Source organism: Saccharibacillus brassicae, from assembly GCF_006542275.1.
In the GTDB taxonomy this organism is placed as follows: domain Bacteria; phylum Bacillota; class Bacilli; order Paenibacillales; family Paenibacillaceae; genus Saccharibacillus; species Saccharibacillus brassicae.
Map to the genome: position 1 here is coordinate 1,282,346 of NZ_CP041217.1, position 24,866 is coordinate 1,307,211.

The 24,866-nt window shown below is 60.3% G+C and carries 18 protein-coding genes; 2 read left to right on the top strand and 16 right to left on the bottom strand.

Translation table 11 applies throughout. From position 1 onward, the window contains the following. Positions 1 to 26 precede the first annotated feature (26 nt). The 12 genes from FFV09_RS05220 to FFV09_RS05275 all read right to left on the bottom strand — a co-directional run bounded on the left by FFV09_RS05220 (position 27) and on the right by FFV09_RS05275 (position 18,561). Complete coding sequence (locus FFV09_RS05220; protein WP_246098480.1) at positions 27 to 4,928, bottom strand: GH32 C-terminal domain-containing protein; 4,902 nt, start codon at positions 4,926 to 4,928, stop codon at positions 27 to 29. A 27-nt stretch (positions 4,929 to 4,955) separates the two neighbouring features. Beyond that, entirely contained in the window at positions 4,956 to 6,401 is a 1,446-nt protein-coding gene (locus FFV09_RS05225; RefSeq protein ID WP_141446719.1) for a glycoside hydrolase family 32 protein, read from the bottom strand. 46 nt (positions 6,402 to 6,447) lie between these two features. After that, positions 6,448 to 8,763 (bottom strand): GH32 C-terminal domain-containing protein, encoded by a 2,316-nt coding sequence (locus FFV09_RS05230; protein ID WP_141446721.1) that lies wholly within the window; start codon positions 8,761 to 8,763, stop codon positions 6,448 to 6,450. Beyond that, positions 8,760 to 11,228, bottom strand: coding sequence for a PfkB family carbohydrate kinase (locus tag FFV09_RS05235; protein WP_141446722.1), 2,469 nt, complete (start codon positions 11,226 to 11,228; stop codon positions 8,760 to 8,762). Before FFV09_RS05235 ends, FFV09_RS05230 begins: the two co-directional genes overlap by 4 nt. Before the next feature lie 52 nt (positions 11,229 to 11,280). Next, a complete protein-coding gene (locus FFV09_RS05240; RefSeq protein WP_141446724.1) occupies positions 11,281 to 12,918 on the bottom strand; it encodes an ABC transporter substrate-binding protein in 1,638 nt (545 codons plus the stop codon). Between the two features lie 106 nt (positions 12,919 to 13,024). Beyond that, positions 13,025 to 13,921 carry a carbohydrate ABC transporter permease gene (locus FFV09_RS05245; RefSeq protein ID WP_141446725.1) on the bottom strand — a complete coding sequence of 299 codons (897 nt, stop codon included), beginning with the start codon at positions 13,919 to 13,921 and terminating at the stop codon, positions 13,025 to 13,027. Between the two features lie 11 nt (positions 13,922 to 13,932). Beyond that, positions 13,933 to 14,883 (bottom strand): ABC transporter permease, encoded by a 951-nt coding sequence (locus FFV09_RS05250; protein WP_141446727.1) that lies wholly within the window; start codon positions 14,881 to 14,883, stop codon positions 13,933 to 13,935. Positions 14,884 to 14,985: 102 nt separating this feature from the next. Continuing rightward, positions 14,986 to 15,954: a LacI family DNA-binding transcriptional regulator gene (locus FFV09_RS05255; protein ID WP_141446729.1), complete on the bottom strand. Its 969-nt coding sequence runs from the start codon at positions 15,952 to 15,954 to the stop codon at positions 14,986 to 14,988. A gap of 219 nt (positions 15,955 to 16,173) precedes the next feature. Next, on the bottom strand, positions 16,174 to 16,548 hold the full coding sequence (locus FFV09_RS05260) for a hypothetical protein (RefSeq protein WP_141446730.1): 375 nt from the start codon (positions 16,546 to 16,548) through the stop codon (positions 16,174 to 16,176). 61 nt (positions 16,549 to 16,609) lie between these two features. Next, on the bottom strand, positions 16,610 to 16,894 hold the full coding sequence (locus FFV09_RS24065; RefSeq protein WP_246098481.1) for a DUF3024 domain-containing protein: 285 nt from the start codon (positions 16,892 to 16,894) through the stop codon (positions 16,610 to 16,612). Between the two features lie 88 nt (positions 16,895 to 16,982). Further along, positions 16,983 to 18,092, bottom strand: a complete 1,110-nt coding sequence (locus tag FFV09_RS05270) for a GNAT family N-acetyltransferase (protein WP_141446732.1) — start codon at positions 18,090 to 18,092, stop codon at positions 16,983 to 16,985. A gap of 250 nt (positions 18,093 to 18,342) precedes the next feature. Beyond that, positions 18,343 to 18,561, bottom strand: a complete 219-nt coding sequence (locus FFV09_RS05275) for a hypothetical protein (RefSeq protein WP_141446734.1) — start codon at positions 18,559 to 18,561, stop codon at positions 18,343 to 18,345. 218 nt (positions 18,562 to 18,779) lie between these two features. On the opposite strand from FFV09_RS05275, the gene FFV09_RS05280 reads away from it, so the two are divergent. Then, positions 18,780 to 21,002, top strand: a complete 2,223-nt coding sequence (locus FFV09_RS05280) for a bifunctional alpha,alpha-trehalose-phosphate synthase (UDP-forming)/trehalose-phosphatase (protein WP_141446736.1) — start codon at positions 18,780 to 18,782, stop codon at positions 21,000 to 21,002. An 887-nt stretch (positions 21,003 to 21,889) separates the two neighbouring features. Here FFV09_RS05280 and FFV09_RS05285 read toward each other — a convergent pair. The 3 genes from FFV09_RS05285 to FFV09_RS05295 are packed head-to-tail and all read right to left on the bottom strand — an operon-like array spanning position 21,890 to position 23,339. Beyond that, complete coding sequence (locus FFV09_RS05285; RefSeq protein WP_141446737.1) at positions 21,890 to 22,279, bottom strand: RidA family protein; 390 nt, start codon at positions 22,277 to 22,279, stop codon at positions 21,890 to 21,892. Continuing rightward, on the bottom strand, positions 22,276 to 22,743 hold the full coding sequence (locus tag FFV09_RS05290; RefSeq protein WP_141446740.1) for a RidA family protein: 468 nt from the start codon (positions 22,741 to 22,743) through the stop codon (positions 22,276 to 22,278). Before FFV09_RS05290 ends, FFV09_RS05285 begins: the two co-directional genes overlap by 4 nt. 17 nt (positions 22,744 to 22,760) lie before the next feature. After that, complete coding sequence (locus tag FFV09_RS05295; RefSeq protein WP_141446741.1) at positions 22,761 to 23,339, bottom strand: histidine phosphatase family protein; 579 nt, start codon at positions 23,337 to 23,339, stop codon at positions 22,761 to 22,763. 132 nt (positions 23,340 to 23,471) lie between these two features. On the opposite strand from FFV09_RS05295, the gene FFV09_RS05300 reads away from it, so the two are divergent. Beyond that, complete coding sequence (locus FFV09_RS05300) at positions 23,472 to 24,041, top strand: shikimate kinase (RefSeq protein ID WP_141446743.1); 570 nt, start codon at positions 23,472 to 23,474, stop codon at positions 24,039 to 24,041. Between the two features lie 79 nt (positions 24,042 to 24,120). Here the strand turns inward: FFV09_RS05300 and FFV09_RS05305 are convergent, their stop codons facing one another. Next, a complete protein-coding gene (locus FFV09_RS05305) occupies positions 24,121 to 24,825 on the bottom strand; it encodes a hypothetical protein (protein ID WP_141446745.1) in 705 nt (234 codons plus the stop codon). Positions 24,826 to 24,866: the final 41 nt, after the last annotated feature.

Below are 24,866 nucleotides of genomic sequence, written 5' to 3' on the forward strand. Positions count from 1 at the left end.
TGGCTGCGGCCTGCGGCGCGTTCAAGCTACGCCCGGCGCACATCGGCGGGCAGCACATCCAGTTCGACGGAGATTCGGGCTTGTCCCCATGCCGCAGCCGGAATCAGCGGCCGCAGCTGCATCAGAACGTCCGCCGGAATATCGATCTCCACTGCGCCCCGGACGATCTTCAGGGCATTTTCCCCGCCGTTCGCGGCCAGGTCGGCCGGGAAGAGCAGCTGACGCTGCCCCGGTTGAAGCCTGAACGACAAGCTGCCGGGCTCAAGCGGCTTATCCGTGACGTTCAAGGAACCGGCCGGAGAAACGACGTTCGGCCCCGAAGCGGGCGCAGCGGGTGCAGCGCCCGGATCGTTCGGATTGGTTGGGTTGACCGGAACGGACGGATTACCCGGATCGGTCGGTTGTCCCGGCTCCGCCGGTTCCGACGGACCGGTCGGCTCTCCCGGATCAACGGGAGCACTTCCCTGGACCGGCACGTTGAAATCGTCGACGTTGATATGCCCGAACCCGCCGGCCGATTGATCCACCACTTTCAAGTAAAGTTGTTCACCCACGTAGGCCGAAGCGTCCCAAATTTTGCGCTGGTACTCTTCGTAATTCGTCGCCGTTTCCTTGAACAGCTCCTGCCCGTCCGAGGCCCGGACAAGCGCGACGTACAGCTTGTCCGGATCGCGTCCGCCGCTGACGAGGAAATCGATTCGGCCGTTCCCGCCGAGCACGAAATTTTGCGATTTCAGCGTTCCCGTCAAGCGGTCGCCGCCCGCGGCTTCGTTGAAGCCCCACAGATGATAACCGCCGGGAATCTTGTGCGACGGATTGAAGTAGATCGTGTCCCAGAAGAACGCTTCATCGGTCACATGGACATTCTGGAAAGCTTCGCCTTCCGCGATCCAGCCGGTCAGGTCCCCCGTGGCAAAATCGTGATTGGGCAGTTCCGTCAAGCCGGGATAAGCGGAATTGTCCCAATCGGCGGGCACGTCGACCGGAGCCGCCGCTTTGCCCGTCAAAGCGTTCATGTTCCACACTTCCATCGACTTGACCGTAATGTCCTGATCGCCCCAGACCTGCAGCCCGAGCGAATCGTACCGGCCGACGTAGACGCGCGTCGTCAGCTTTTTCTTGTCGTTGGCAAACGCTTCGACGACCGATCGATCCAGGAACACGTGCAGCTTGAGATTTTCGCCGTCCAGGTCCACGTACCCGCCCTGAACGCCGTCCACCCGCACGTCCGGATCGATACTGCTTCGGGTCCGGTCCACGTTGAACGTCGAGTCCGCTTTGTCGTAATAGATCAGCGTCTCTTCTTCGCCGTTGTCGGAACGGCGCACCTTGAGCCCGAACTGCTGCGCTTCGCCCGGATCGATCTCCATGACGATTTCCAGCATGTCGCCTTTGACGTCCTTGATCGACCGGTTGGCGTCCGCCAGACTTTCGTTGCTCAGGTCGACCAGCTTGTCCGCCCGCAGGCTTTGCAGTTCCGCGATCGGCTCGATACGCAGCTCGTCTTGATCGTCGAGGCTCAGCGAGATCGGCAGCGCCAGATTGTGCGCCCATCCCGCCTGGTATTCGGCCTGCGGCGTTCTGACGTTCTGCACCATGGAGAAGACGACCGTTCTGCCGTCGGGCGTCACCATGCCGCTCTCCGCCGTCAAATAACCGTCGCCCACGTCGAGTTTGGACGGCGCGTCCCGGTCGGGGACGAACCTGAAATTGTCGCGGTCCCACGTGCCGATCCAGTAGAAGACTTCAACGTCCCGCTGCACGTCGTTCGCCGGCGGAACCTGTTCCGGCTTCTCGTGCGGATTCACCATGAAAATATACTTTTCTTTGCCGGTGCTGTCTGTGCCGAGCGGAAGCAGCACCGGCAGTTCCCATACCGTGCCGAGTTCCGGGTACAGGCTTCGGTCGCTCGTATACAGCGGACCTTTGTATTCCCAATTGTACATGTCGTCGGACACGTAGACCAAGGCCGTTCCGCTGCTGAAGTCTTTCAGGCCGGAAGTGACCAGTTGGTACCATTTGTCCGTCTCTTGGTCGTACCAGACGAACGGGTCCCTGAACTCGTTCGGGATACCATTGCCGCCTTGCTCGGTGACCGGCACCGGATGCTTGTTCCATTTTTCCAGATCGGGATCGGTCAAATCGGCCGGAGTAGCCAGTCCCGTCCGCTGGTTGGGCGACAATGCGTCGTTGCCGGCCGTGTAGAACAGCACCGGATTGCCGGAGCGGTCGTACGCGGCGCTGCCCGACCACGCGCCGTCGGGGTCCAGCGAACCCGCTTCGGGCGCAAGCGCCGGCCGCACGTTCTCCCAGTGGACCATGTCGTCGCTGACCCAATGGCCCCAATGGATCTGATGCCAGTACGGGCCCTGCGGATTATGCTGGTAGAACAGATGGTATTTGCCGTTGTAATAGATCGGCGCGTGCGCTTCGTTCATCCAGTTCTGCGGAGGCATCGCATGGTACTGCGGACGATGTTGGTCCCCGTCGAAGACCGCAGGGTCCTCGTCGATATCGCCTCTCGGAATTTGCGGAATGCTGCCGCCGTGCAGCGTCTTCACGCTGTCGTATTCGGCGCGAATCTCCGCGGCGCCGAGCGCGCGGTTCTGCAATTTCACTTCGTCGATCAGTCCGCTGAACATGTTGTAAGAGAACAGGCCCGCAAGCTCTACGGGCTTGTTGTTTTTGCCGATCAGCAGGCTCGCGGAAGACGCGGTGATCGGGACGTTCGCGGGCGTATCCTGCGAAGCCACTTCCTCGCCGTTCAGGTACAGTTTGATTTTGCCTGCCTGCTTGTCGAACGTCGCGGCCACGTAGTTCCAGGCGTACTTTTCCAGCGGATGATCTTTTACCCAGACCTGAACCCACTGTCCCCCGATGCCCATCTGCGCGGACCAGGTGCCGTGCCGGTACATGCCCAGGGCAAAACCTTCCGCCTTGTCCGCGTCGGACTGGTTCACGATAGCGGACAGCTTGCCGCCGTCTCCCCATTCGTAGCTGCGCGGAGCGACCCAGGCTTCGATCGTCAGCGCGTCGCCGACAGGAACGGTGTCCGCCGCGGGAACTTCCACGTCGTTCGAATAGCCGTCGAAGAGCAGCGCTCCGCCTTTGACTCCGCGGGGCGTCCATCTCGGGTCTTTGGAATCCATGTATCTCGCGGCGTTGAAGACGTAGCGCACGTCGTACCGACGGTTCTGCACTTCTTCAAGCGCCTCCTTGCCCGTGCCTTCGTCGAATTTCATATGGAACACGCTGCCTGTCCCGTTCGTCTCAAAAGCATCGACGGCAATGCGGGCTTGGTCGGACGCGTCCACGATTTTGAGATACAGACTTTTGCCGTAATGCTTCTGCATGTTCCAGGAGATCTTCCCGCCGGGTTCGGCCGCGCCGGTTCTGGCCAGCAGCGTATCGGTCCCCGCTTCGTACAGGGCGACATAGGCTTCTTCCGGACGCATGACGTCGATCAGGCTGAACGCGACCGTTCCGCTGCCCTGCAGGGTGAACGCGCCGGAAGTGATCGAACCCTGGCCTTCCGCAGAAGAAGCGGCGTAGAAAGTGCCTTCTTTGCCGGCTGCCGCCTCGTCGCTCACTTCAAAAGCATTCCCTTCGACGGTCCAGCCGGCCAAAGTGCCGGTCTCGAACCCGGGATTGCCGATCGCGCTCGGGATCAGGTTGACCGCGATCGCTCCGTCTTCGGGCCGGCTTTCGTGGAACGTATCGAAAGCGTCGGCGAACAGCACGCCCCAATCCGAGACGGCCCGATCGACGAGTTCGAGATGCAGCTTCCTGCCGATATACCTGGACAAGTCGGCCCGGTATATCTGCATGTTCGCCAGCCGCATGCCCTGGGCCGGGTCCGGGAACCCGTCTTCGCTGAATGCGTCGTTGCCGTATCTGGCGATCAGGCTGCCCGTCTCCGCGTCGCGGACACTGATGTAAGCCTGGTCCGAATGTTTGCCTCCGCCGAGCCGGAACGTGATCCAGCCGCTGCCGCCGAGTTCGAAATCGCTCGACCGCAGCACGCCGGTCGCCGCTTCGCCGGCTTTCCAGCCGTTCAGGTGATAGATTCCCTGCTGCTGATAAGGAATGTCTTCTTCCCACCAGACGCTCTCGTCAGAGACGCTTCCCGGTCCGAACGCGTCGCCTTCGGTGACGGTCCAGCCGGTCAGATCACCGGTCTCGAAGCCGGGATTCTGGATCTGATACCGCTTGAAGTCCGGCTTGATATCGGCCGCGAGCACGCCTTCGGCCGGCTCCGCCGGGTGATTCGTGAAGAACGCGTCGGCGAAGACCACGCCCCAGTCCGACACGGCGCGGTCCACGATCTCGATGTACAGCTGCCGGCCCTTATAATCGGACAGATTCGCTTTGTACGTCTCCATGTTGGCCAGCCGCATCCCTTGAGCCGGATTCGGGAAGCCTTTGTCCGAGAAGGCGGAATTGCCGTACCGGGCGATGACCTGCTTCGTATCGGCATCGACGATGTCGATATAGGCTTTGGCCGGGTTCTTGGCGCCGCCGAGCTTGAAGCTGATCCAGCCGCTGCCGCCGAGTTCGAACGTACCGGAGCGAAGCGTGCCGGTGGCCGCTTCGTCGGCTTTCCAGCCGTTCAGGTGATGGCTGCCTTCCTGGGCATAAGGAATGTTCTCCGCCCACCAGGTCGTCTCGTCGGATACGCTCTGCGGGCCGAACGCTTGACCTTCGACGACCGTCCAGCCGCTCAGGTCTCCCGTCTCAAAGCCCGTATTGTCCGGTTGATAGACGGAATCGGTGACGGACACCGCGGCTGTCTGCGGGGAGTCTGAAGCGGCCGCGCCTCCGGAACTTTGTTCGGCCGACGACGACAATCCGGGAACCGCGAGTTGGATCAGCATCGCTCCGATGACCATTTTGGCCATTCGGGATTTGTTGAACGCGAATTTTCCCATTCGAGAACCTCCTTCATTCGATTCGGATCACCCTAGCTTATGAATCTGCACATTCCCGAACGCCGCTTCTCCCTGATTGACGAACAGACCGAGCCGGCCTTGTTCGATGTCGTACATGCGGGCGCTCATCGCGACCCGGCCGCCGACGTAGATTTCGCAGATCGTGCCGTCGATCAGAATACGAATCCCGACGGCTTCGCCCGGCTCGTAATCGAACGGACGCTCCAGTTCGACTTCGTAAGGAAACGTCTTCCCGCCTTCTTCCGACTGCATGATCGGCCCGCGGAACGTGACGCGGCCGCGCTGCGGCTCAAGCGTCACGTAATAAGCGGCATCCAGGCTGCCCTGCGTCCGCAGCATGAAGCCGGCGCCCTGCGTGCCGGGCGAGAAGCTCAGGTCGGCCGATATCCGGCAGACCCCGGGCAGCTCGCCGCGCGTGGCGCAGGCGGCGAACGCGTAAGGTTCGCCGCACGTCAGCGTCGGACCTCCGGCATCGCCTCCGCCGGTCTCCGTCCACTCTCCCTCAAGGCCGGAGAACGAAGCCGGTACGGGCACGGAGAACGCCGCGTCGATCGACTCGGGCACCCGCGTGCCGAGCGTGCCGTCGGGCCGTTGGAAAATCTCGTGCACGACCAGATTGCCGCCCCAATCCCACGTATCGTAATCCTGTCCCGCCGCCTGCGGAGGATTCCAGCCGAACAGGTCGTCGCGCTTGGTCGGATTCCAGCCGAACAGATACCGCTTCGTTCCGTCGGATGCCGACTTGGCCGCGTAATAAGCGCGGCCGTCGAACGCTTCTTCGCGCGGCGAGAGCCAGGGGCCTCGCGGCGACCGGCTCATCCGGTAAAAAGTGCCGAAGCGGCCCGTATACGAAGAGTAGACCAGATACCACCATTCCCCGATCCGGAACAACTCCGGGCATTCGTGCGCGCCGACATGCAGCTTCGGCGCGTACAGCGGCGGTTGATATTCCCAATGCTTGAGATCCGCGGACGTCAGCAGCCCGACGCAGCCTTTGCGGGCTGTCGTCCCTGCGGCCAACGCGGCGACCAGCATCCAGTAACAGCCTTCTTCCTCGTTCCAGAACACGAACGGATCGCGCCAGTCCGCCATTTCGTAGATCTCTCCGTCCGGCCCGAACGTCTCTTCGGGCAGCTTCTCCCAATGCTTCAGGTCGGTGCTGACCGCATGGCAGACCAACTGCCTGCCTTCGGGGAAGACGCAGTAGAACATATGGTAGGTCCCGTCGACCTTGAGCACATGCCCGGTCCCGCCTTCGATGCCGCACGCTCCGCGTTCGTCGTACCGCACGAAATCGGTCGTGCCGAGCAGATGCCACCCGTGGTCCAGCCCTTCCCGGTGATTCTCCCTCCAGCCGTGCAGGTAGAACAACTTAAACTCCCCGTCTTCGTAATAAGGAATGACATCGCCGACCCATGCCTGTTCGGGACGGTAGAAAAATTCCTGCGCCATATCGGACCTCCTTCGCGTTAAGCTCGAACTTCTGTCTGCGTACGCTTCAGCCGACTTCCCAAATCGACCGCATTTCCCAAATTTCCAGCGACGTCACCTGCACGCCGCCGTTCCCCCATACTTGCACGCCAAGCGCATCGGTTCGGCTCGGATAAGCCCTTGTCGTCACGCTTTTCAATCCGTTCGCGTACGCTTCGATCATCGAGCGGTCCAGATACACATGCAGCTTGAGCGTGTCGCCGCCGAGATCCAGCCGTCCGCTCTGCACACCGCCGCCCTGCTCGCGCGGGTCGAGCGTCGTCTTCGAACGGTCGACGCCAAGCCGCGATTCGGCGCTGTCGTAGAACAGCGTCGTCTCTTCCTCGCCGCCCGGAGAACGTCTGACCGCAAGCCCCCATCGGTCCGCACCGTCCGCCCGCAGTTCAACCTTGATCTCCAGCATGTCGCCTTCGATGCCGGACAGCAGACGGTTCGCTTCGTCCGCTCCGACGTCGCGGAGATCCGCCAGCTTCTCGCCGCGCAGACTCTCCAGCTCTTCGATCGGCCCGAGGCCGAGCCTGCCGTCTTCGCGCAGCCATACCTGCAGCGGAAGCCCCGCGTTATGCGCCCAGCCCGACGCGTATTCCATCTCCGGCGTGCGATCGCCCTGCGCGATCGTGAAGACGATCAAGCGGCCGGTCTTCGGATCGACCATGCCGCTCGGCCCGGTAAAATGGAAATCGCCGACGTCGATCAGCTGCGGTTCTTCGTCGTCCGGCACGAACGACAGCGATTCGCGGTCCAGCGTCCCGATCCAGTAGAACACTTCGACGTCCGCTCCGGCGCCGACCGGGCTAATCAGCAGCAGATGCTTCTCCGCGCCGCCCGCGTCCCGGCCGAGCGGCAGCAGCACCGGCAGTTCCCAGATCGGGCCGAGATAAGGAGAGCGCTCCATGTCCGCTATGTAGAACGGCCCTTTGTACGTCCAGTTCAGCAGGTCCGTCGAGACGTAGGCGTAAGCGGTCCCGCCGCCTTCCGCCGTGCCAGAGCCGACCAGCGCGTACCAGCGATCGCCTTCCCGCCATACGAACGGGTCCCGGAAATCGCCGAACCGTCCCTGATCCGGCTGCTGCACGATCAGCGGCTCCGGATGTTTGGTCCAGCGAACCAGCTCGGCGTCCCCGTCTTCGGCATACGTGCTGCGCGCCAGCGCCACGCTTTGATCCGGCGAAGCCTGGGTATGGCCGGCCGTGAAGAACAGCACGGGCAGGCCGTCGGCGTCGTACGAAGCGCTGCCCGACCAGATGCCGTCGGCAGCGAGTCCGTCGTCTTCCGGCGCCAGCGCGACCGGCAGGTCCCGCCAATGCACCAGATCTTCGCTGATCCAATGTCCCCAATGCAGATGATGGAAAAAAGGACCCTGCGGATTGTGCTGGTAAAACAAATGGTATTTGCCTTCGAAGTATACGGGCGCATGCGGCTCGTTCATCCAGTGCGCCGGCGGATGGGCGTGATACTGCGGGCGATGCCGATCCGACGCCAGAGCCGACCGGTCCAGCCGGATCTGCCCGCTCCCAAGCGGCGGATGATTTCCGCCGCAGGCGCGGCGCACGCCGGCGTAAGCCTCGGCGATCTCCGCTTCGGCAAGCGCCCGGCCGTAGATCCGCAGTCCGCCGAGCAGGCCGGCGAAGCGCTGCCGTTCGAACGCCCGGGCAAACCGCACCCCCTGCGGATGGCGCCCGATCCACAGCTCCGTACCGGAAGCCGGCCTCAGGCGCGAGCCCTGCGGCACCGGAAGCGAAGCGGCTTCCCGGCCGTTCAGGTACAGCTTCGCCGTGCCCGCTTCCCCGTCGAACACGCCGTAGGCATGCGACCATTGCCCTTTGGGCAGCCGGGCTTCGTCCGGCGCCCAGAGTTCGATCCAGCGGCCGTCGCTCAGCCCGAACTGGAACGTCCAGGAGCCGTGACTGGACGTTCCGAGCAGAAATCCGCGTCCCGCGTCCCGGTCGCAGCGCGCCGCGATCGCGGCCGGATGCCGAGGGTCGCCGTGCTCGTACGAACGTGGAGCGATCCATGCGCCGACGCTCAGCGCGGACAGGCCGTCTGCGCGTTCGATCGCTTCGTCCGTCCCGATCGGATGCGCGATAAATGTCGAGTATCCGTCAAACAGCAGGCTGCCGCGTGCTTCGCCGCCCGGCCCGGTGCGCCACTGCGGATCGCGCGCCTCGGCGAACGGCGGATTCCGCAGCACGTGTTCGACGGAATCGGCTCGGCCGGACAAGCGTTCGACCGCGACCGGTCCGCTGCCTTCGTCGAACGGCCAATGCAGCAGCAGGCCGTTGTCGTTGTTGTCGCTGTTATTGATGCGTAGGAGATCGCTCATCGGGACAAGCTCCCTTCTTCGATCGTGTGCGCCGCCGGTTCGGCGTACGCCGATCCCAGCCGGTGCACGTTCAGACGTTCGAAGCGGACTTCCCCGCCCCGCGCCCGGAATTCGATCCCGTCTACCGGGGCCGACGGGAAGATCTGGTCGGTCAGCACGGCCGCTCCGCCGTCCGCGAACACTTCGACCGAACTCCGGTCGAGCCAGATCCGCAGCTTGAGCCGCCCGTCTTCGCTCCGGGCCCGAACGCCGTGCCGGCAGGCGAACGCTTCATGGAACTCCGTCACGCCCGAATGCGTCCGGTCGATATACAGCCATTCGCGCTGCGGTTCGTATCCGATCGTCGTCTCGCCCGATTCGCCGGACCGGAACGAGATCGAGATCTCTTCCGCGGACCCGGTCCCGATCTCCGCCTCGATCTCGATCAGCCCCGCTCCCGCTTCCATACGCAGCGCCGAACCCGGCGCAAGCACCGCGCCGGACGCCGTCTCCGTCGCTTCGCGCAGACTCTCGACTTCGCGCACCGGAAGCTGCACCAGCTCCGGCTGCTCCGCTCCGGCCCGCAGCGACAGCGTCCTCGGCAGCGTCATTGCGCTGCGCCAGCCTTCGGTCGGCGTAATATTGGCGTATTTCCAGTTGCTCATCCAGCCGATGAACAAGCGGCGCCCGTCTTCCGCGGAGACGTCCGACCATGTGACGCCCGCATAATTGTCCCGGCCGTGATCGAGCCAGAGCACGCGCCCGGCCGGCGCGTCGTTGACGAACGACAGACCGTCGAAGCGGCCGGTGAAATACTGCGTGCGCGAGCCTTCCGGGCAGGCCGGGTTGTCGCCGATGCTGACGATCATCACCCAGCGGCTTCCGCCTCCGCCTTCGACCGGAAGTTCGAACAGGTCGGGACATTCCCAGACGCCGTCATGGGACCCTTCGCTGCGGCCGAATTCGCTGGCGAATTCCCAACTCTTCAGATCGGCGGACCGATAGAAGCGAATATGGTCGCCGGCGGCCAGCAGCATGATCCAGCGGCCCGTATCGGCGTGCCAGAACACTTTCGGATCGCGGAAGTCGGGGCAGTCTGCTTCTTCCAGCACCGGATTTCCGGCGTATTTCTCCCACGTCCGGCCTTTGTCGCGGCTGTAGGCCAGGCTCTGGCGCTGCACCGGACGTCCGCTGCCCGGATCGTCGGACGCATGGGTAAACAGAGCGACCAGCCCGGAACCGCCGCCGAACCATCCGCTGCTGTCGTTAGGGTCGACGACGCAGCAGCCGGAGAAGATGAAGCCGTGCTCGTCGGGCAGCAGAGCGATAGGGCGATGCTCCCAGCGGATCAGGTCGCGGCTGATCGCATGTCCCCAATGCATCGGTCCCCAGACGCTCGAATGCGGATGATGCTGGTAGAACAGATGGTATTCGCCTTCATAGAAGACGAGCCCGTTCGGATCGTTCATCCAATGCCACTCGGGCGTGAAATGGAACTGCGGACGGAAATTTTCCGTATAATCATGCGGCGCGGCGCGCTCCATCAGCTCCGCCGCTTCTTCGGCGGCAGGCATCGCCCGCAGCGCGCCGGGCCGGGTCGTGACCAGCGCGCCGCCGGCGTTGGCGAACGCAAGCGCCCGGCGCAGTTCGGTCTCTGCCGGCAGCGAATCGAGGCCGTATTCCAGCAGGGCATGCAGCAGGCAGCCGAAGAACGCGTCGCCCGCCCCGGTCGTATTGACGACGTCCACTTCGTAGCCGCGCACGTACCCGGAACTGCCGCCGGCTTCGTAATAACAGCCGCGTTCTCCGAGCGTGACGACGAGCAGCCGTCCGGCGAATTGTTCCCGCAGCTTCGCCGCTCCGCGTTCGACGCCGGCGATGCCGGTCAGGAACAGCACTTCTTCTTCCGACACTTTGACGATGTCGGCCCGCTCCAGTCCCCACCGGATCTGCTCCCGCGCCGCCGCTTCGTCCGTCCACAGATCAAGCCGCACGTTCGGATCGAATGTGATCGTCGCTCCCGCGGCGCGCGCGCGTTCGACCGCCGCTTTCGTCGCGCTGCGGGCCGGTTCGTGCGTCAGCGTCACGGAGCCGAAATGCAGGATGCGGCTGCGTTCGATCAGATCCGCCGGCAGATCATCTTCGGTCAGCATCATGTCCGCGCCGGGCTTGCGGTAGAAGCTGAACGAACGGTCGCCGTCTTCGTCCAGATGCACGAACGCCAACGTCGTATTCGCTTCGTCCGTCACGCGGACGTCGGAGACGTCGATGCCGCATTCGCGCAAAGTGTCGCGCAGCAGGGCGCCGAACGCGTCGTTGCCCACGCAGGCGATCAGCGCCGAAGGATGTCCCAGCCGGGCCAGCGCCGCGGCCGCGTTCGCCGGGGCGCCTCCCGGATTGCCCGTAAACGTCGGGAGTTTGCCGTCCGGTTCCCCGGACGGCGCAAAATCGATCAGTACTTCTCCGATTGCGGTAAAATCAAGCATGGTTTCTCCCACCTGTCTCTATTTTGGATATGGCTTCCTGCCTGTCTCCGCTTTACTGCTTCAGGGAAGCGTTATAGCGGTCGAGGCCCGTTTGGTAAATTTCCATCAATTCGTTCAGTCCCATTTTCTCCAGCGTCTGCACATAAGCGTCCCATTCCTCGTCCGCGCCGCCGTCGACGATAAACTTGCCGCGCTGCGTGTTGACGTATTTCAGCAGCTCGGGCTCAATACGGTTGATCGTGTCCAACTCGTCCGGTTCGAAGAAGAGGCTCGGATAATTTTCTTTTTCCATATAAGGCATGTAGTATTTCTCCAGATCGTCCATACGCTGCTGCGCCCGCGGTTCGAGATCGACGACCACGCCGAGGTCTTCCTTCGTGATGACGCCCGGCGCGCCTGCCCCTACGGCCACGGTCTGACGGAATTCGCCGGCATTCGTGCCTTCCGGAAGCGGCAGATTCACGAGCTTGCCTGCGGCATCTTTCTCGAACACGACGCCAAGCGGCCCCCAATGGACCTGCGCAGCCATGTAAGGCTCGTACTGCTCGTCGATCCAGCGCATCGTCGCTTCCGGATACTGATTCTCTTTCGTGATCGAGAACGCGCCCCGTGCCGGCCCGCCGCCGTTGCCCCGGCCGATCGTGCGATCGCCGTCCGGTCCGGTCAGCGGTGGCAGCAGCACGTAATCGTCGGCGCGCTCCGCCCCGGTCATCTCCGCGACTTCCCACCAGACGAAGGAACCGAGCGTCTCGTCCGGCGATTTGCCTTTGGCCAAATACTGGGCGGCATCCTGGGTGAACGATTCGGGATCGATCAGCCCTTTGGCGTACCAGTTGTCGTGCACGTACTTAAGCGCTTCCTTGTATTCCGGCTGATTGGCGGTGAAGATGACTTTGCCGTCGCGTACGATCCGGTGCTCCATGTTATCCGGCATGCCGAAAGCGCCGAAGAGGCCGCCGATATCCATGCACCACTGCATATGCATGAAGCTGAGCGGAAGTTCGTCCGCTTTGCCGTTGCCGTTCGGGTCCTGCGTCTTGAACGCCTGCAGCGCCTGCGTATATTCGTCGAGCGTCTGCGGCACCTTGAGGCCGAGCTTGTCGAGCCAGGTCTTGTTGATCGCGTGGAAAAACGGATTGGAGCCGAGATCGTTCTCTTCCCAGGAAGGCAGGCCGTAAATATGCCCGTCGGGCGCCGTGATGTTCGCGCGGATATCCGGACGCTTTTCCAATAAAGCTTTGAGGTTCGGCGCATACTGCTCGATCAAGTCTTCCAGCGGAAGCAGCGTGCCGTCTTTGCCGTAATTCACGAGTTCGTAGTCGGACAGGCCGGCGCTGTAGAACGCATCGGGAATGTCTCCGCTGGCGAACAGCAAGTTTTTCTTTTCCGCAAAATCGGTGTCCGGGATGTTGTTCCACTCGACCTGAACATGGGTGCTGTCCTGCAATTTTTTGAAAATTTCCATTTCGCCGTAATCCGGCGCCAGCGCCGACTTCTGCGACACCATCTTCAGCGTGATCGTGTCGTCGACGATCGGCAGCCCGGTCGCGTTGAAGTTGTCGTCCTGGTCGGCTTTGCCCACATGGTCTTCCTGAGCGCCGCCGCCGCATCCGCCCAGCACCATCACGCTCGTCAGCATCAGCACGCTCGCACTTTTCCAAGCCGGTTTTTTCCACAATTTTCTGGACATCTTTCGTAACCCCCTTAGGTTCGTTGAATGAATGGGTGTCGCTGCCCGCAGACCGCGGGTTCGTGCTGCTTCCGGCATCCCTCCCCGAGCGAAATCGAATCCGCGATCAGCCTTTGATCGAGCCGATCATGACGCCTTTGACGAAATATTTTTGCAGGAACGGATACAGGGCGAGCAGCGGCAGGCTGGCCACGATGATGACGCCGTACTTGATCAGCTCGGTCACCCGCAGCTTGGCCGCGTACGATTCCACGTCGATCATCATGCTGGAATTCACCTGGTTCTGGACGAGGATGTTGCGCAGCACGAGCTGCAGCGGATATTTCTGCTCGTCGCTCAAATAGATCATGGCGTCGAAAAATCCGTTCCAGAACCCGACGACGTGATACAGCACCATGACCGCGACGATAGACTTGGACAGCGGCAGCACCATACTCCAGAAAAAGCGGGCGTTGGAGCAGCCGTCGATCGAGGCGGCTTCCCACATCTCGTCCGGGATCGAAGACTGGAAGAAAGTGCGGACGATGATGACGTTGAAGACCGCCCCGGCTCCCGGCAGCACGAGCGCCCACAGGCTGTCGAGCATGTTCAGGTCCTTGATCAGCAGATACGTCGGAATGAGTCCGCCGCTGAAGAACATCGTCACGAGCAGGAACCACATGATCGCCGTTTTGCCGTAGAGGTCTTTGCGCGCAAGCGGATAAGCCGCGCACAGCGTCACCGCCACGCCGATAAACGTCCCGACCGAAGCGTAGAGCAGCGAATTGGCGTAGCCCGTCCAGATCGCCGCGTCCTGGAAGATACGCTCGTAGCCTTCTAGCGTGAATCCTTTCGGGAACAGCCATACTTCGCCGGAGTAGATCAGGTTCGGGTCGCTGAACGACGCGATCAGGACGAAGTACAGCGGGAACAGCACGAGCAGCATGACGATCGTCAGCAGCGAGTAGTTGACGACGTCGAACCAGAAATCGCCTTTCGTTTTTCTTTTCGTCAATAAGTTCATGGGGCTTCCTCCTACCAAAGACTGGTTTCCGTCAATTTTTTGGCAATGCGGTTAACGGCGAAGATGAGGATAATGTTGATTGCCGAGTTGAACAGGCCCACGGCGGTCGAGAAACTGTACTGCGCTTTCTGAATGCCCGTCTCGTACACGTAAGTCGGAATGATGTTCGAAGCGGAGTAGTTGAGATCGCTCTGCATAAGGAACGCTTTCTCGAACCCGATGCTCATCACGTTGCCGAGCGCCAGAATGAGCAGAATGACGATCGTCGGCAGGATGCTCGGGATATCGACGTTCAGCACTCTTTTCCATTTGCTTGCTCCGTCCATGATCGCCGCTTCGTGAAGTTCGGGATTGACGCCGGCAAGCGAGGCCAGGTAGATGATGGTGGCAAACCCCGTCTCCTGCCAGATGCCGGACAGAATGTACAGCGGGCGGAACCAGCCGGCGTCGGCCATGAACAGGATCGGCTGGCCGCCGAACCACGTAATGACATGGTTGACGATGCCCCTATTGGGAGACAGGAACACGCCCAGCATGCCGACCAGCACGACGGTGGAAATAAAGTGCGGCGCGTAGATGACGGTCTGGACGAAGCTCTTGTACTTCTTCGCCATCATCTGGTTCAGCAGCAGGGCGATAAGGATCGGAGCCGGAAAACTGAACAGCAGCGAGAGAAAGCTCAGCAGCAGCGTGTTCTCCATGATCTGCCAGAAGTTGTACGCGCCGAAAAAGTCGGCAAAATGCTTGAATCCGACCCATTCGCTGCCCCAGATGCCCTGGCTGGGCGAGAAATCCTTGAACGCGATCTGCACGCCATACATCGGGTAGTACCGGAACACCAGATAGATCGCCACGATTGGAAGCAAGAACAGATACAGTTGGTAATCCCTTTTGATCCGGCTCCAGACGTTTCGTTTCGCTTTGACTTCCGAGCGTCCGGTCAAGCTTTGTCTTGATATCATCCTCATTCTCCCTTTCTGTTCACCCAACGTTTATGTAGAATTGAAACGTTTCCAATTTAAATTTGAAACGTTTCCAAAACTGGCTAAAAAACAGGCCTTCCGTTACGTCGTTTCTCCGGGTCTGAACGTAACGGGCAGGCGATACGTTTCCTGTTCGATTTCGGTGCCTTCGATTTTCTTGAACAGCAGTTGGATCGTCATGCGGGCCATCTCTTCGACGGGCTGGCGAATGGTCGACAGCACGGGATGGAAATAGGCGTGGTCCTGAATGCCGTCGTATCCGATTACGCGCACGTCTTCGGGCACCCGGATACCCAACTTTTTGGCGCGTTCGATATATTTGGCGGCGAACATGTCCGTAATCGCGAACACGCCGTCGATATCGCGGTGACGTTCGAGGAACTCTTCGTAATACGCGTCTTCGTCGACGACCGGATCAGGCTTCTCGTAAATGACGTATTCAACGCCAAGCGCCTCGGCTTCGTCCGCGAAGCCGTCGCGGCGGTTCATCGTCTCGCTGAACAGCTCGGTGCGCGAACCCATAAAAGCGGGCTTGGTCGAACCGGCCTTGACCAGTTCCCGCAGCGCCAACCGGCCGCCTTCGTAATTGTCGGACGTGACGCAGGTGATGGTCTTGTCGAAATGCCGGTCGATACTGACGATCGGAATATCGGTGCGTACCATATGTTCGACGTCGTTGTACGTGATGCCCACGATGCCGGCCACCTTGTTCTGCTGAAGCATCTCCAGGTAATACAGTTCTTTCTCCGGGCGTCCGCCGCTGTTGCACAGCATAAGCTTGAAGCCCGCCAGATCCAGTTCGTCCTCGATGTAATAAGCGAGTTCCGAGAAGAACGGATGCCAGATACTCGGAAGCAGCAGCGCGACCGTCTTCGATTTTTGCATTTTGAAATTGCGCGCGACTTCGTTCGGCACGTACTGCAGCGTACGAATCGCTTCTTCGACTTTTCTTCTCGTCTCGGGCTTGACGGCACCCGAGTTGTTGATGACGCGCGAAACGGTTCCGACCGCGACGCCGGCCAACTGAGCGACATCCTTGACACTCGACATTTGTTTCTCCACCTACTTTTTCTCTCTTTAGGCGTATGATAGCACCAAATTGGAAACGTTTCAACTCTTTTTTTGAAAGCGTTATTTTCGTTCTGGATATAAAAAAAACCGGACGCTTGTCCGGCCTGCCTGCTTCGCGCCGAGGCGCGTTTTCGGAGCGTTCCCGAGCATTTCCTCGCCTTCGGCCGCGATCGGCGGTACCCGGTCAGCAGCGCCGGTTCAGCGGTACTGCCTCGGATCGTGCGGATTCGGAATCGGCTCGGGATGGAGCCGGCACCATTGCACCGCGTGATCGCTCAATTCGTGGAACGATTCATAATCCAGATACGCGATCTTCGGCTGCCGGATACGATTGATGATCGTCTCGACCCGCTCCCTGAACACGGGATCGGCCATGCGCTGCGCGTGGAACGTCTTCTCGATAAAATCGGCGAACAGCTCGTACCCTTCGTCCCAGTTCGCGTTGCCGTTTTGTTCGGCTTCTTCGTGCAGGCGGGCGACCGAGCGGATCAGTTCGCCCTGCACGGTCGGCGCCTGGCCGCTATCCGGTACGAGCGTCTCTTGCAGCGTGCGGAATTGTTCGGCGTATTTCATCCTAATTAAGCCTCCTTTTTCGTTAAAAAATGCCCAGGTCGTTGGCGGCCACGCGGTTCAGCTACGCCTGGAAATCGTCGCTTGGCGGAATCTCCGGCACCGGGCGCCAGCGGCCGCCGCTGTCCATGCCGTAGACGTTCCATCCGCCGGCGTCGAGCCGGAACTGAGCGACCGGCAGCTCGATCCAGCCGGCGCCGTCTTTGGACGGACGCTGCTCGATCAGCATCACTTCGTCGCCTTCCAGCGAATAGCCGATGCTGCGCCGGTTGCGCAGCTGCTCCTCGGCGGCGCTCTCCATATAATGCCGCATGATTTTCTCGATCCGTCGCTTCGTGAAATCGTCCATGTTCGCAAGGCCTCTTCTCTTGTGCTGTCGCTGCTTGTGCGGCTTATGCTGTCGTTTCTTAGGCTGCTCATTCTGCTCTGCGCTTCGCTTACCCGGGTTCCGGTCCTTCGCCGGCGGCGGCCAGCCTTTCGGCCAGTTCGCGGCCCAGCGCGGACGCCGCGTCTAGGCGCCGATACGAACGCGGCGGCGGGAAGCCGAACGTCCCGCGCATGTCGGCCAGCGGCAGCGGAGCGATCGGCCGCACCGCCAGAATCGGCACGGCGAAGCCGCGCTTCGTGCCGTCGAAATACGCCAGCGTCTGCGCGTACGAGCCTGGCTCGTCGCGCTCCGCGAGCGCGGCCAGCTCTTCCGGCGTGCCCGCAATCGGGCGGCCGAATTGCGCGTAGGCGGCGATCGCTCCGACCGGCGCGGATACGTACAGGTACGCGCCGGCCGGCCGGCCTGCGAAGCGCCGCCGAAATTCATGCTTCTTCGTGCCCGCGAGCATCCGGGCGTAAGGCTCGGGGCGCAGGCTGACGATCAGCGGGTCGCGTTCAAGCTCCGCTTCGCCAGGCGCCGCGTACCTCTCTGCCGCATTTGCCGTACCTGCCTCGCCCGCCGAAGATAAAGCTTCGGACGGAGTCGGGTCTGCGCCTTCTTTTCCCAAGCTCGCCATCAGCGTGATCGACGTCCCTTCCCGGCCGACTTCTTCGAAGCCGAAGCGGCGGTACAGCTTCATCGCGGATTCGTTGCCCGGATCGACGCTCAGCGATGCCCGCCGCGCGCCCCGCTCCCGCAGTCCGTCCAGCAGACGCTCCAGCAGCGCCGTCCCGATGCCTTGGCCCCGACTGCCCGGCAGCAGCGCCATCCCGAGCTCCGGTACGTCCGGCGCGACATAACCGTAGCCCCGGTTGTCCGCGCCGAAATAACGGGCTGTCGCCGAACCGAGCGGCGTCCCGTCCGGCGCTTCGGCAATCACGCCGAAATCGCCGGCCCGGCCCCAGTCTTCCGCGTATTTGCGCATGGACGGCTGTTCGAGAATCGAACGGTCGAACGGCTCCGCGCCTTCTTGTACATACAACGACTCGAACAGCATGTCCCATAGAAAAGGAAGATCTTCTGCTGTCGCGGGGCGTATCCGGTACGACGGCTCGCGGCTGCCGCCCTGATCGACAGTCGGGCGTTCCCGCGGCGCTGCCTGTTTCTTGTGAGGGTCCATTTGGTTGTGCATCCTTGTAAGCTCCTTCCCGATGCCGCTTTTTCTGCCGGGCGACCACGATCTCAAGCGATCGAACCGCAGGCTGCTTTTCGTGTTCATTCTTTTCGCGTTCATTCTTTTCGTGTTCATTCCCGGGCTCTTTTGCCCCGCTTCCGCCATTGCCACACTCCGAAAGCAGCCGCAAGCAGTACAATCCCGGTCAGTACTCCGATCCATCCTCTATTGTTACCCGTTTCTTCATTCGCTTGCGTTAGGACTTCCTGCGGTCATAGGCTTCGTTCCGGCCGTCTTTGAACTTTTCGATCCCAAGCACCGTTCCGGTCAGAACGGCCGCGGCTTGCTCTGTCGCCAGGTCCGCCGCTGCCGGAATGGAGCAGCTGCAAGCCAGCGCTTTTCCGGACGGCACATACAGGTTTACAGACACCAGAATCAGCAGCAGGACAACCGACATCATGACGGATCTTCGCATCTCAGGTTCTTCTCTCCTCCCGATTTTCCGGTCATTCTCCCCTTAAACGGAGCCTGCCGCCAAAAAGTTACAAAAACCCCGTTTTACCTGCCGTACGTTTTCGTTTCGTCCCGGATTTGAGTCTGAACGCCCCGTTTCGGGTAATGAGCAAAAGAATTGTTACGGATAATGCGCGTTTTTCATCCATTTTCAAATAAGAAGGAGAGCTGGTCCAACCTATGAGTAAAACGATTTTCGTATCCAACCGTCTTCCCGTCACCGTCAGCAAACACGAATCCGGCCTGGAGTACAAGGAAAGCATAGGCGGTCTGGCTACCGGACTCAAAAACTACCATGAACAGGGCAGCACGGTCTGGGCCGGCTGGCCGGGCGTCGCGCAGGACGATCTCAGCGAAGAAGAGAGTTCCTCCGTTGCCGACACCCTCAGAAACGACTACAAATGCCTGTCGGTCCCTTTGACTTCCGACGACATCGAACAATATTACCACGGCTTCTGCAACGAGACGATCTGGCCTCTGTTCCATTATTTCACGAGCGCGGTCGAGTATAAAAAAGAGACGTGGGAAGCGTACCAGCGCGTAAACCGCAAGTTTTTCGATTCGGTTGATCCGCTGATCGAGGAAGGCGACACGATCTGGATCCACGATTACCAGCTCATGCTGCTGCCGCAGATGATCCGGGAAAAGCATCCGGACGTGAAGATCGGATTCTTCCTCCATATTCCGTTCCCTTCGTACGAAATCTATCGTCAGATGATCTGGCGCGACGAGATTCTGCAAGGATTGATGGGCGCGAACCTGATCGGTTTCCATACGTACGATTACGTGCGCCACTTCCTGAGCAGCGTGCGCCGTCTGCTCGGACACGAACACAGCCTGTACAAAATGCAGCTGGAGTCGCATGTCGTACAGGTAGACGCGTTCCCGATGGGCATCGATTACGACTATTTCGCCAAAACGCCGACCAAAGAAAACGCGTCGCAGGAAACGATGGATTTCGTCAAAAGCACGCAGAACGTCCGCAACATCATCTCGGTCGACCGTCTGGACTATACGAAAGGCATTCCCGACCGGATCAAAGCGTTCAAGCAGTTTCTGTCCAACTACCCGGAATACCGGGAAAAGGTACGCCTGAACCTGATCATCGCGCCGTCCCGCGTCGGCATCGAGAAATACGATAACCTCAAGCGGGAGATCGAAGAGCTCGTCAGCGAAGTGAACGGCGAATACGGCACGTTCAACTGGATGCCGGTCTGGTTCTTCTTCCGCACCGTGTCCCAGGACGACCTGATCGCTTTCTACCGCCACAGCGACGTGCTGCTCGTCACTCCGCTGCGCGACGGCATGAACCTGGTCGCCAAAGAATACGTCGCTTCGCGCACCGATTACAAAGGCATGCTCGTCATGAGCGAGACGGCCGGCGCCGCCAGCGAACTCGGCGAAGCGATCATCGTCAACACGAACGATCACGAAGCGATCGCGGCCGGCATCAAGATGGCGCTCGAAATGCCGGAAGACGACAAGATGGACCGCAACAAAAACATGCACCGCCGGATCTCCCGCTACAACGTCAAGTTCTGGGCGGAAGAATTCCTGAACACGCTGCAGGGTTCGCCGGAAGAGAAGATCCATACCGAACCGCTCGATCGCCTGACTTCCGCTTCGTCGGAACTCGATCTGGCGTACCGGACCGCGAACAAGCGGGTGCTGTTCCTCGACTACGACGGCACGCTCGTCGGCTTCAAGCCGACGCCGGATCAGGCGCGGCCGGACCGCGAACTGAAGCAGCTGCTGACGACGCTGACCGAAGATCCGAAGAACACGGTCGTCATCATCACCGGACGCGACCGCTTCACAGCCGAGAAATGGCTGGGCGATCTGAACCTCAGCATCGTCGCGGCGCACGGTCTGTGGTTCCGCCCGGCGGGCGGCGAATGGACGATGACGCTGAACATCGACAACGAATGGAAAGAAGCGATCCGTCCGATCATGGAGACGTACACCGACCGGACGCCGGGCTCGCTGATCGAAGAGAAAGACTATTCGATCGCCTGGCATTACCGCCAGTCCGAACCGGACATCGCGGCCGTGAAGCGCAACGAGCTGAAGGAAGCGCTCATGTCCATCACCCAGTCGATGACCGTCGGCGTTCTGGACGGCAACAAAGTTATCGAAGTCAAAGATACGCGGGTCAACAAAGGCCACGGCGCGCATCTCATGCTGAGGCAGGGCAACTTCGACTTCGTGTTCGGCGCCGGCGACGACCGGACCGACGAAGACATGTTCGCGGCGCTGCCGGAGCACGCGTACTCCGTCAAGATCGGCAAAGAAGTGACGGCGGCCCGATACCGCCTCAAATCTTCCGCCGATATCCGCGCCCTGCTGGGCCGCTTTACGCAGGTCTCCGGCGAAGTGGCGGAAGATGCGGCGAAAAGCAAGTAAGCGGCCGGATACCGGATCGTTTATAGCAGGATATATGAAAAGAAGCCGAAAGAAGCCGAGCGGTTGGCTCGGCTTCTTTTTTGTGGTGTTTTTTGGGTGGATGTGCGCCGTTTGGGTATGGGTTGGCGGCTTTTGGGGTGTGGGCTTTTGAGGCTTTTGGCGATTTTGGAGCGAGCCAGGCGAGACTGAACGCTGCGAGGCGAAGCCAAACGTGGTCAGAGACAGGCCGAACGTGGCAAAGCAAGCCCGGCTTCGAAAATGTGCACATCAAGTCAACATTTCACGCGATTATCAGCCGCCGGAGCAATAATGCTGACTAAAAGGCAACATTTCAGCCGATTTCGACGCCTAATCCGACCAAGTCGACTAAAATGTGCACATAAGGTCAACATTTCACGCGATTAGCAGCCGCCGGAGCAACAATGCTGACTAAAAGGCAACATTTTAGCCGATTTCGACGCCTAATCCGACTAAGTCGACTAAAATGTGCACATAAAGTCAACATTTCACGCGATTATCGGCCGCCGGAGCAATAATGCTGCCTAAAAGGCAACATTTTAGCCGATTTCGACGCCTAATCCGACCAAATCGACTAAAATGTGCACATCAAGTCAACATTCGCTCCAAAACCCGCTCGATAAGCCGAAAATGTGCATTAAAAGTCAACATTTCCGCGACTGCGCAGGTTTCCGACACTCCGATCGCCCTAGACCTGCACTCTTCAACCTTCACTCTTCAATCTTTTCAAACCTTCAACCCTTCAACCCTTCAACTCTTCCCACTCTTCCCACTCTTCCCACTCTTCCCACTCTTCGAGCCTTCCCCATCGCCCGGAACAACCGGCCGCTTATCCAGCAATTCCGCCTGCCCCTTCGCCAATTCCGGCTCTACTCCTCCGGTACAATCGCCTGCACCTCGATCTCTACAAGCAGCGCCGGATCGATCAGCGCCTTTACTTCAACCATCGTCGCCACGGGACGAATGTCGCGGAAAGCTTCGCCGTGGGCGCGTCCGATCTCTTCCCACTGCGAAATATCGGTCACGAACATGCGCGTGCGGACGACATGCTCCATTTTCGCTCCAACGTGCTCCAGCGCTTCCCGGATCGTGCCCAGAATCTCCGCCGTCTGCCGGTACGGATCGCCGACTCCGACGACCTCTCCGTCCTTCATCGCCGTTGTGCCCGCGACTTCCACGACGTTGCCGACGCGGACCGCGCGGCTGTAACCGACGATCGGTTCCCACGGGGAACCGGTCGAGTATGTTTGTCTGGTCATGCGTTCACATCCTCTTCTACTTCAAAAATCGAATCCACGATAATCGGCAGATCGTCGCGGACAGAAACGGCACCAAAGACCGATCTTGCATGCGAGCCGCGTTCACCAAAAACGTCAATCATTAACTTGGAGCAGCCGTCCAGTACTTTATGATGTTGTTCGAATTCTGCGGTCGCATTGACGAACCCCTGAAGCTTGACGACGCGTTTAACGCGGTCCAGCGATCCCAACTCGCTTTGGAGTACGGCCAAAATCCCTATTCCAGCCTGCCGGGCGAATTCGAAGCCTTCCTCTGTCGTATAGTTCTGTCCCAGCTTACCACGAGGTTCGCCCGAAGGCCCTTTACCCGCGACAAACATCAGACCGTTTACGATAACCGCGTTCGCGTAAGCCGCAGCCGGAGCGCTCGCTTCGGGCAGCTCGATGCCCAGCTCACGCAGACGTTCTTTGATTTGGTTTGACATTCCAATCCCCCTCTTTTTCATATATCCAACGTATAACAGCCTGCTTCGCCGAGAAAATCGTGCCGGCTCACGTCCGGTTCGCCCAACAGCTGCCGATAGGCGTTGATCGTTCCGTCGTGGCTGACGATGATCGTTCTTCGGCGGCGTTGGCCGGCGATCCAGTCGATCAGCTCCCGCGCAAGCGGGGCAAATTCGGCTTCGGGCATGGCGTTGATTCCGCTTCTCCACAGCGCTGCCGTATCCGGCTGCCGCAGCTTCAGCCCGGCGCCGTAAGCCTGCACGTCTTCCCGCGTCAGCGGAACGTCGCAGGGCAGCGTCGTCCACGCCGGATTTTGCGGAAACATGCGCGGGCCGACCCGCGGACTGACCCAAGCCGGCCGGGCATTGCACCCTTCCGTTAACAGCGCCAGCGTCTCCAACGTCCGAACGGTCGGACTGACCAGCAGCAGATCGCCGTCGTCGATCCGAATCCGGCTGTTCAGTTCGGCGACCTGCTGCCTGCCCAGATCCGTCAACCTGGGATGAAGCCGCTCCAGCCGGTCCGGCGTATCGAGATTGTGCTCGGCCTGACCGTGGCGCACGAACAACAAGGGCATCGCTGCACCTTCTTCCCTACACGTTTGACCTTGCTCCCGTCAACCGCACCTTTTATAATGAACGTATTCATTTTACGCGGCGCTGCTGTCGACTTACAATTCAATGGTTTAAAGCCGCAAAGGAGCAAAGTCATGATCCTATCCAATCCACCCTTTTCCTCCGGGATTCCTTTTCGCCAAAAAAATATCATTCTGATCGGCTTCATGGGCGCGGGCAAAACGACGATCGGCCAACTGCTCGCGCAGAAGCTCGGACGGGAGTTTCTCGACGCCGACCACGAGATCGAAGCGCTGCACGGTATGCCGGTCACGGAAATTTTCAGGACGATGGGCGAACCCGCTTTTCGGCAGATGGAAAAAGAGTACCTGACGACGCTGTGCCGCAGCGAGCGCGAGAAAGTCGTGTCGCTCGGCGGAGGTTCTTTTATGCAGGAGGAGATCCGGGAATCGTGTCTGTCGAGCGGCATCGTGTACCACCTCGATTTGAGCTGGGAGGCGTGGTTGGGGCGCTTTGAAGCGCTGATCGATACCCGCCCGATTCTGCAAAGCAAATCGCTGGCCGAAGTGGAAGAGATGTTCGCCAGCCGCAAGCTCGTGTACGCCGACAACCATCATACGATCGACGTCGATGCGCGGACGCCCGAGCAGATCGCCGAAGAGATGGCGCAGCAGATTCAAGCCGGCTGGACGGTGGAACGGTAACGATTGGAACAGTCACGATCGGTGAAAAGACGAAAAGGCGGAAAGCCCTTCAAGGTGCTTTCCGCCTTTTGCTTGTCTGTTACTCGGTATCAAGCATCATTTGTACTTCCTTAGAGATCTCTGCCATCCGCTTTTCATATTGTTCAAAAGGCGCAAACGCCTCGTTAGCTTCATCCAGCTTCGCTTCGTTTTGCGTGTCGAGCCCCTCTATGAACAAGTCGACGCCTCGCCCTCCGTTTATGCCCATACCCAAAAATATATTCTGTATCTCGGAGAGCACCTCGTATACCGCCGCAGATTCCAAACCAGGCACCTGTATTCGGGAGAAGTCGTATTCCAGCAGCGTAAAAGCGGCGTTTGATGCCATCAGAGATTCGCGCAGCTCTGCATCTTCCATTTCGTAGTTATTCCATGCCTCAAGCGATCCGTAGAGATTGCTCATCGTAGACTGCGCGACGTTTAGCGCAGGTTCGATCTGCTCGAAATACTCCTCCACAAGCTGGATATCCCCCTCGGTAAGGACGAGCGATTCCGAACGCGTATCGCTTGGCCCGGATCGTTCGGCGGCGGTCTCGACCGCTGCTTCCGTCTCCGCTGCCGCTTCGTGCTCGACTTCGACCGCGGCTTCCGCTTGGGAAGCTTCGGCCTCCACCGCCCGCTCGGCCGGCTGCTCCGCCGCTGCCTGCGCAGGAGCGGCGGCGGCCGTCTCTTTCGCATCGTTCCCGCATGCCGTCATGATCGCCAACGAACAGACCGCCAACCCTGTCCATAATCTTTTTTTCATCCTGAATCCCCCTGTATCTGTTCTCGTTTTCGTTTCTCGAA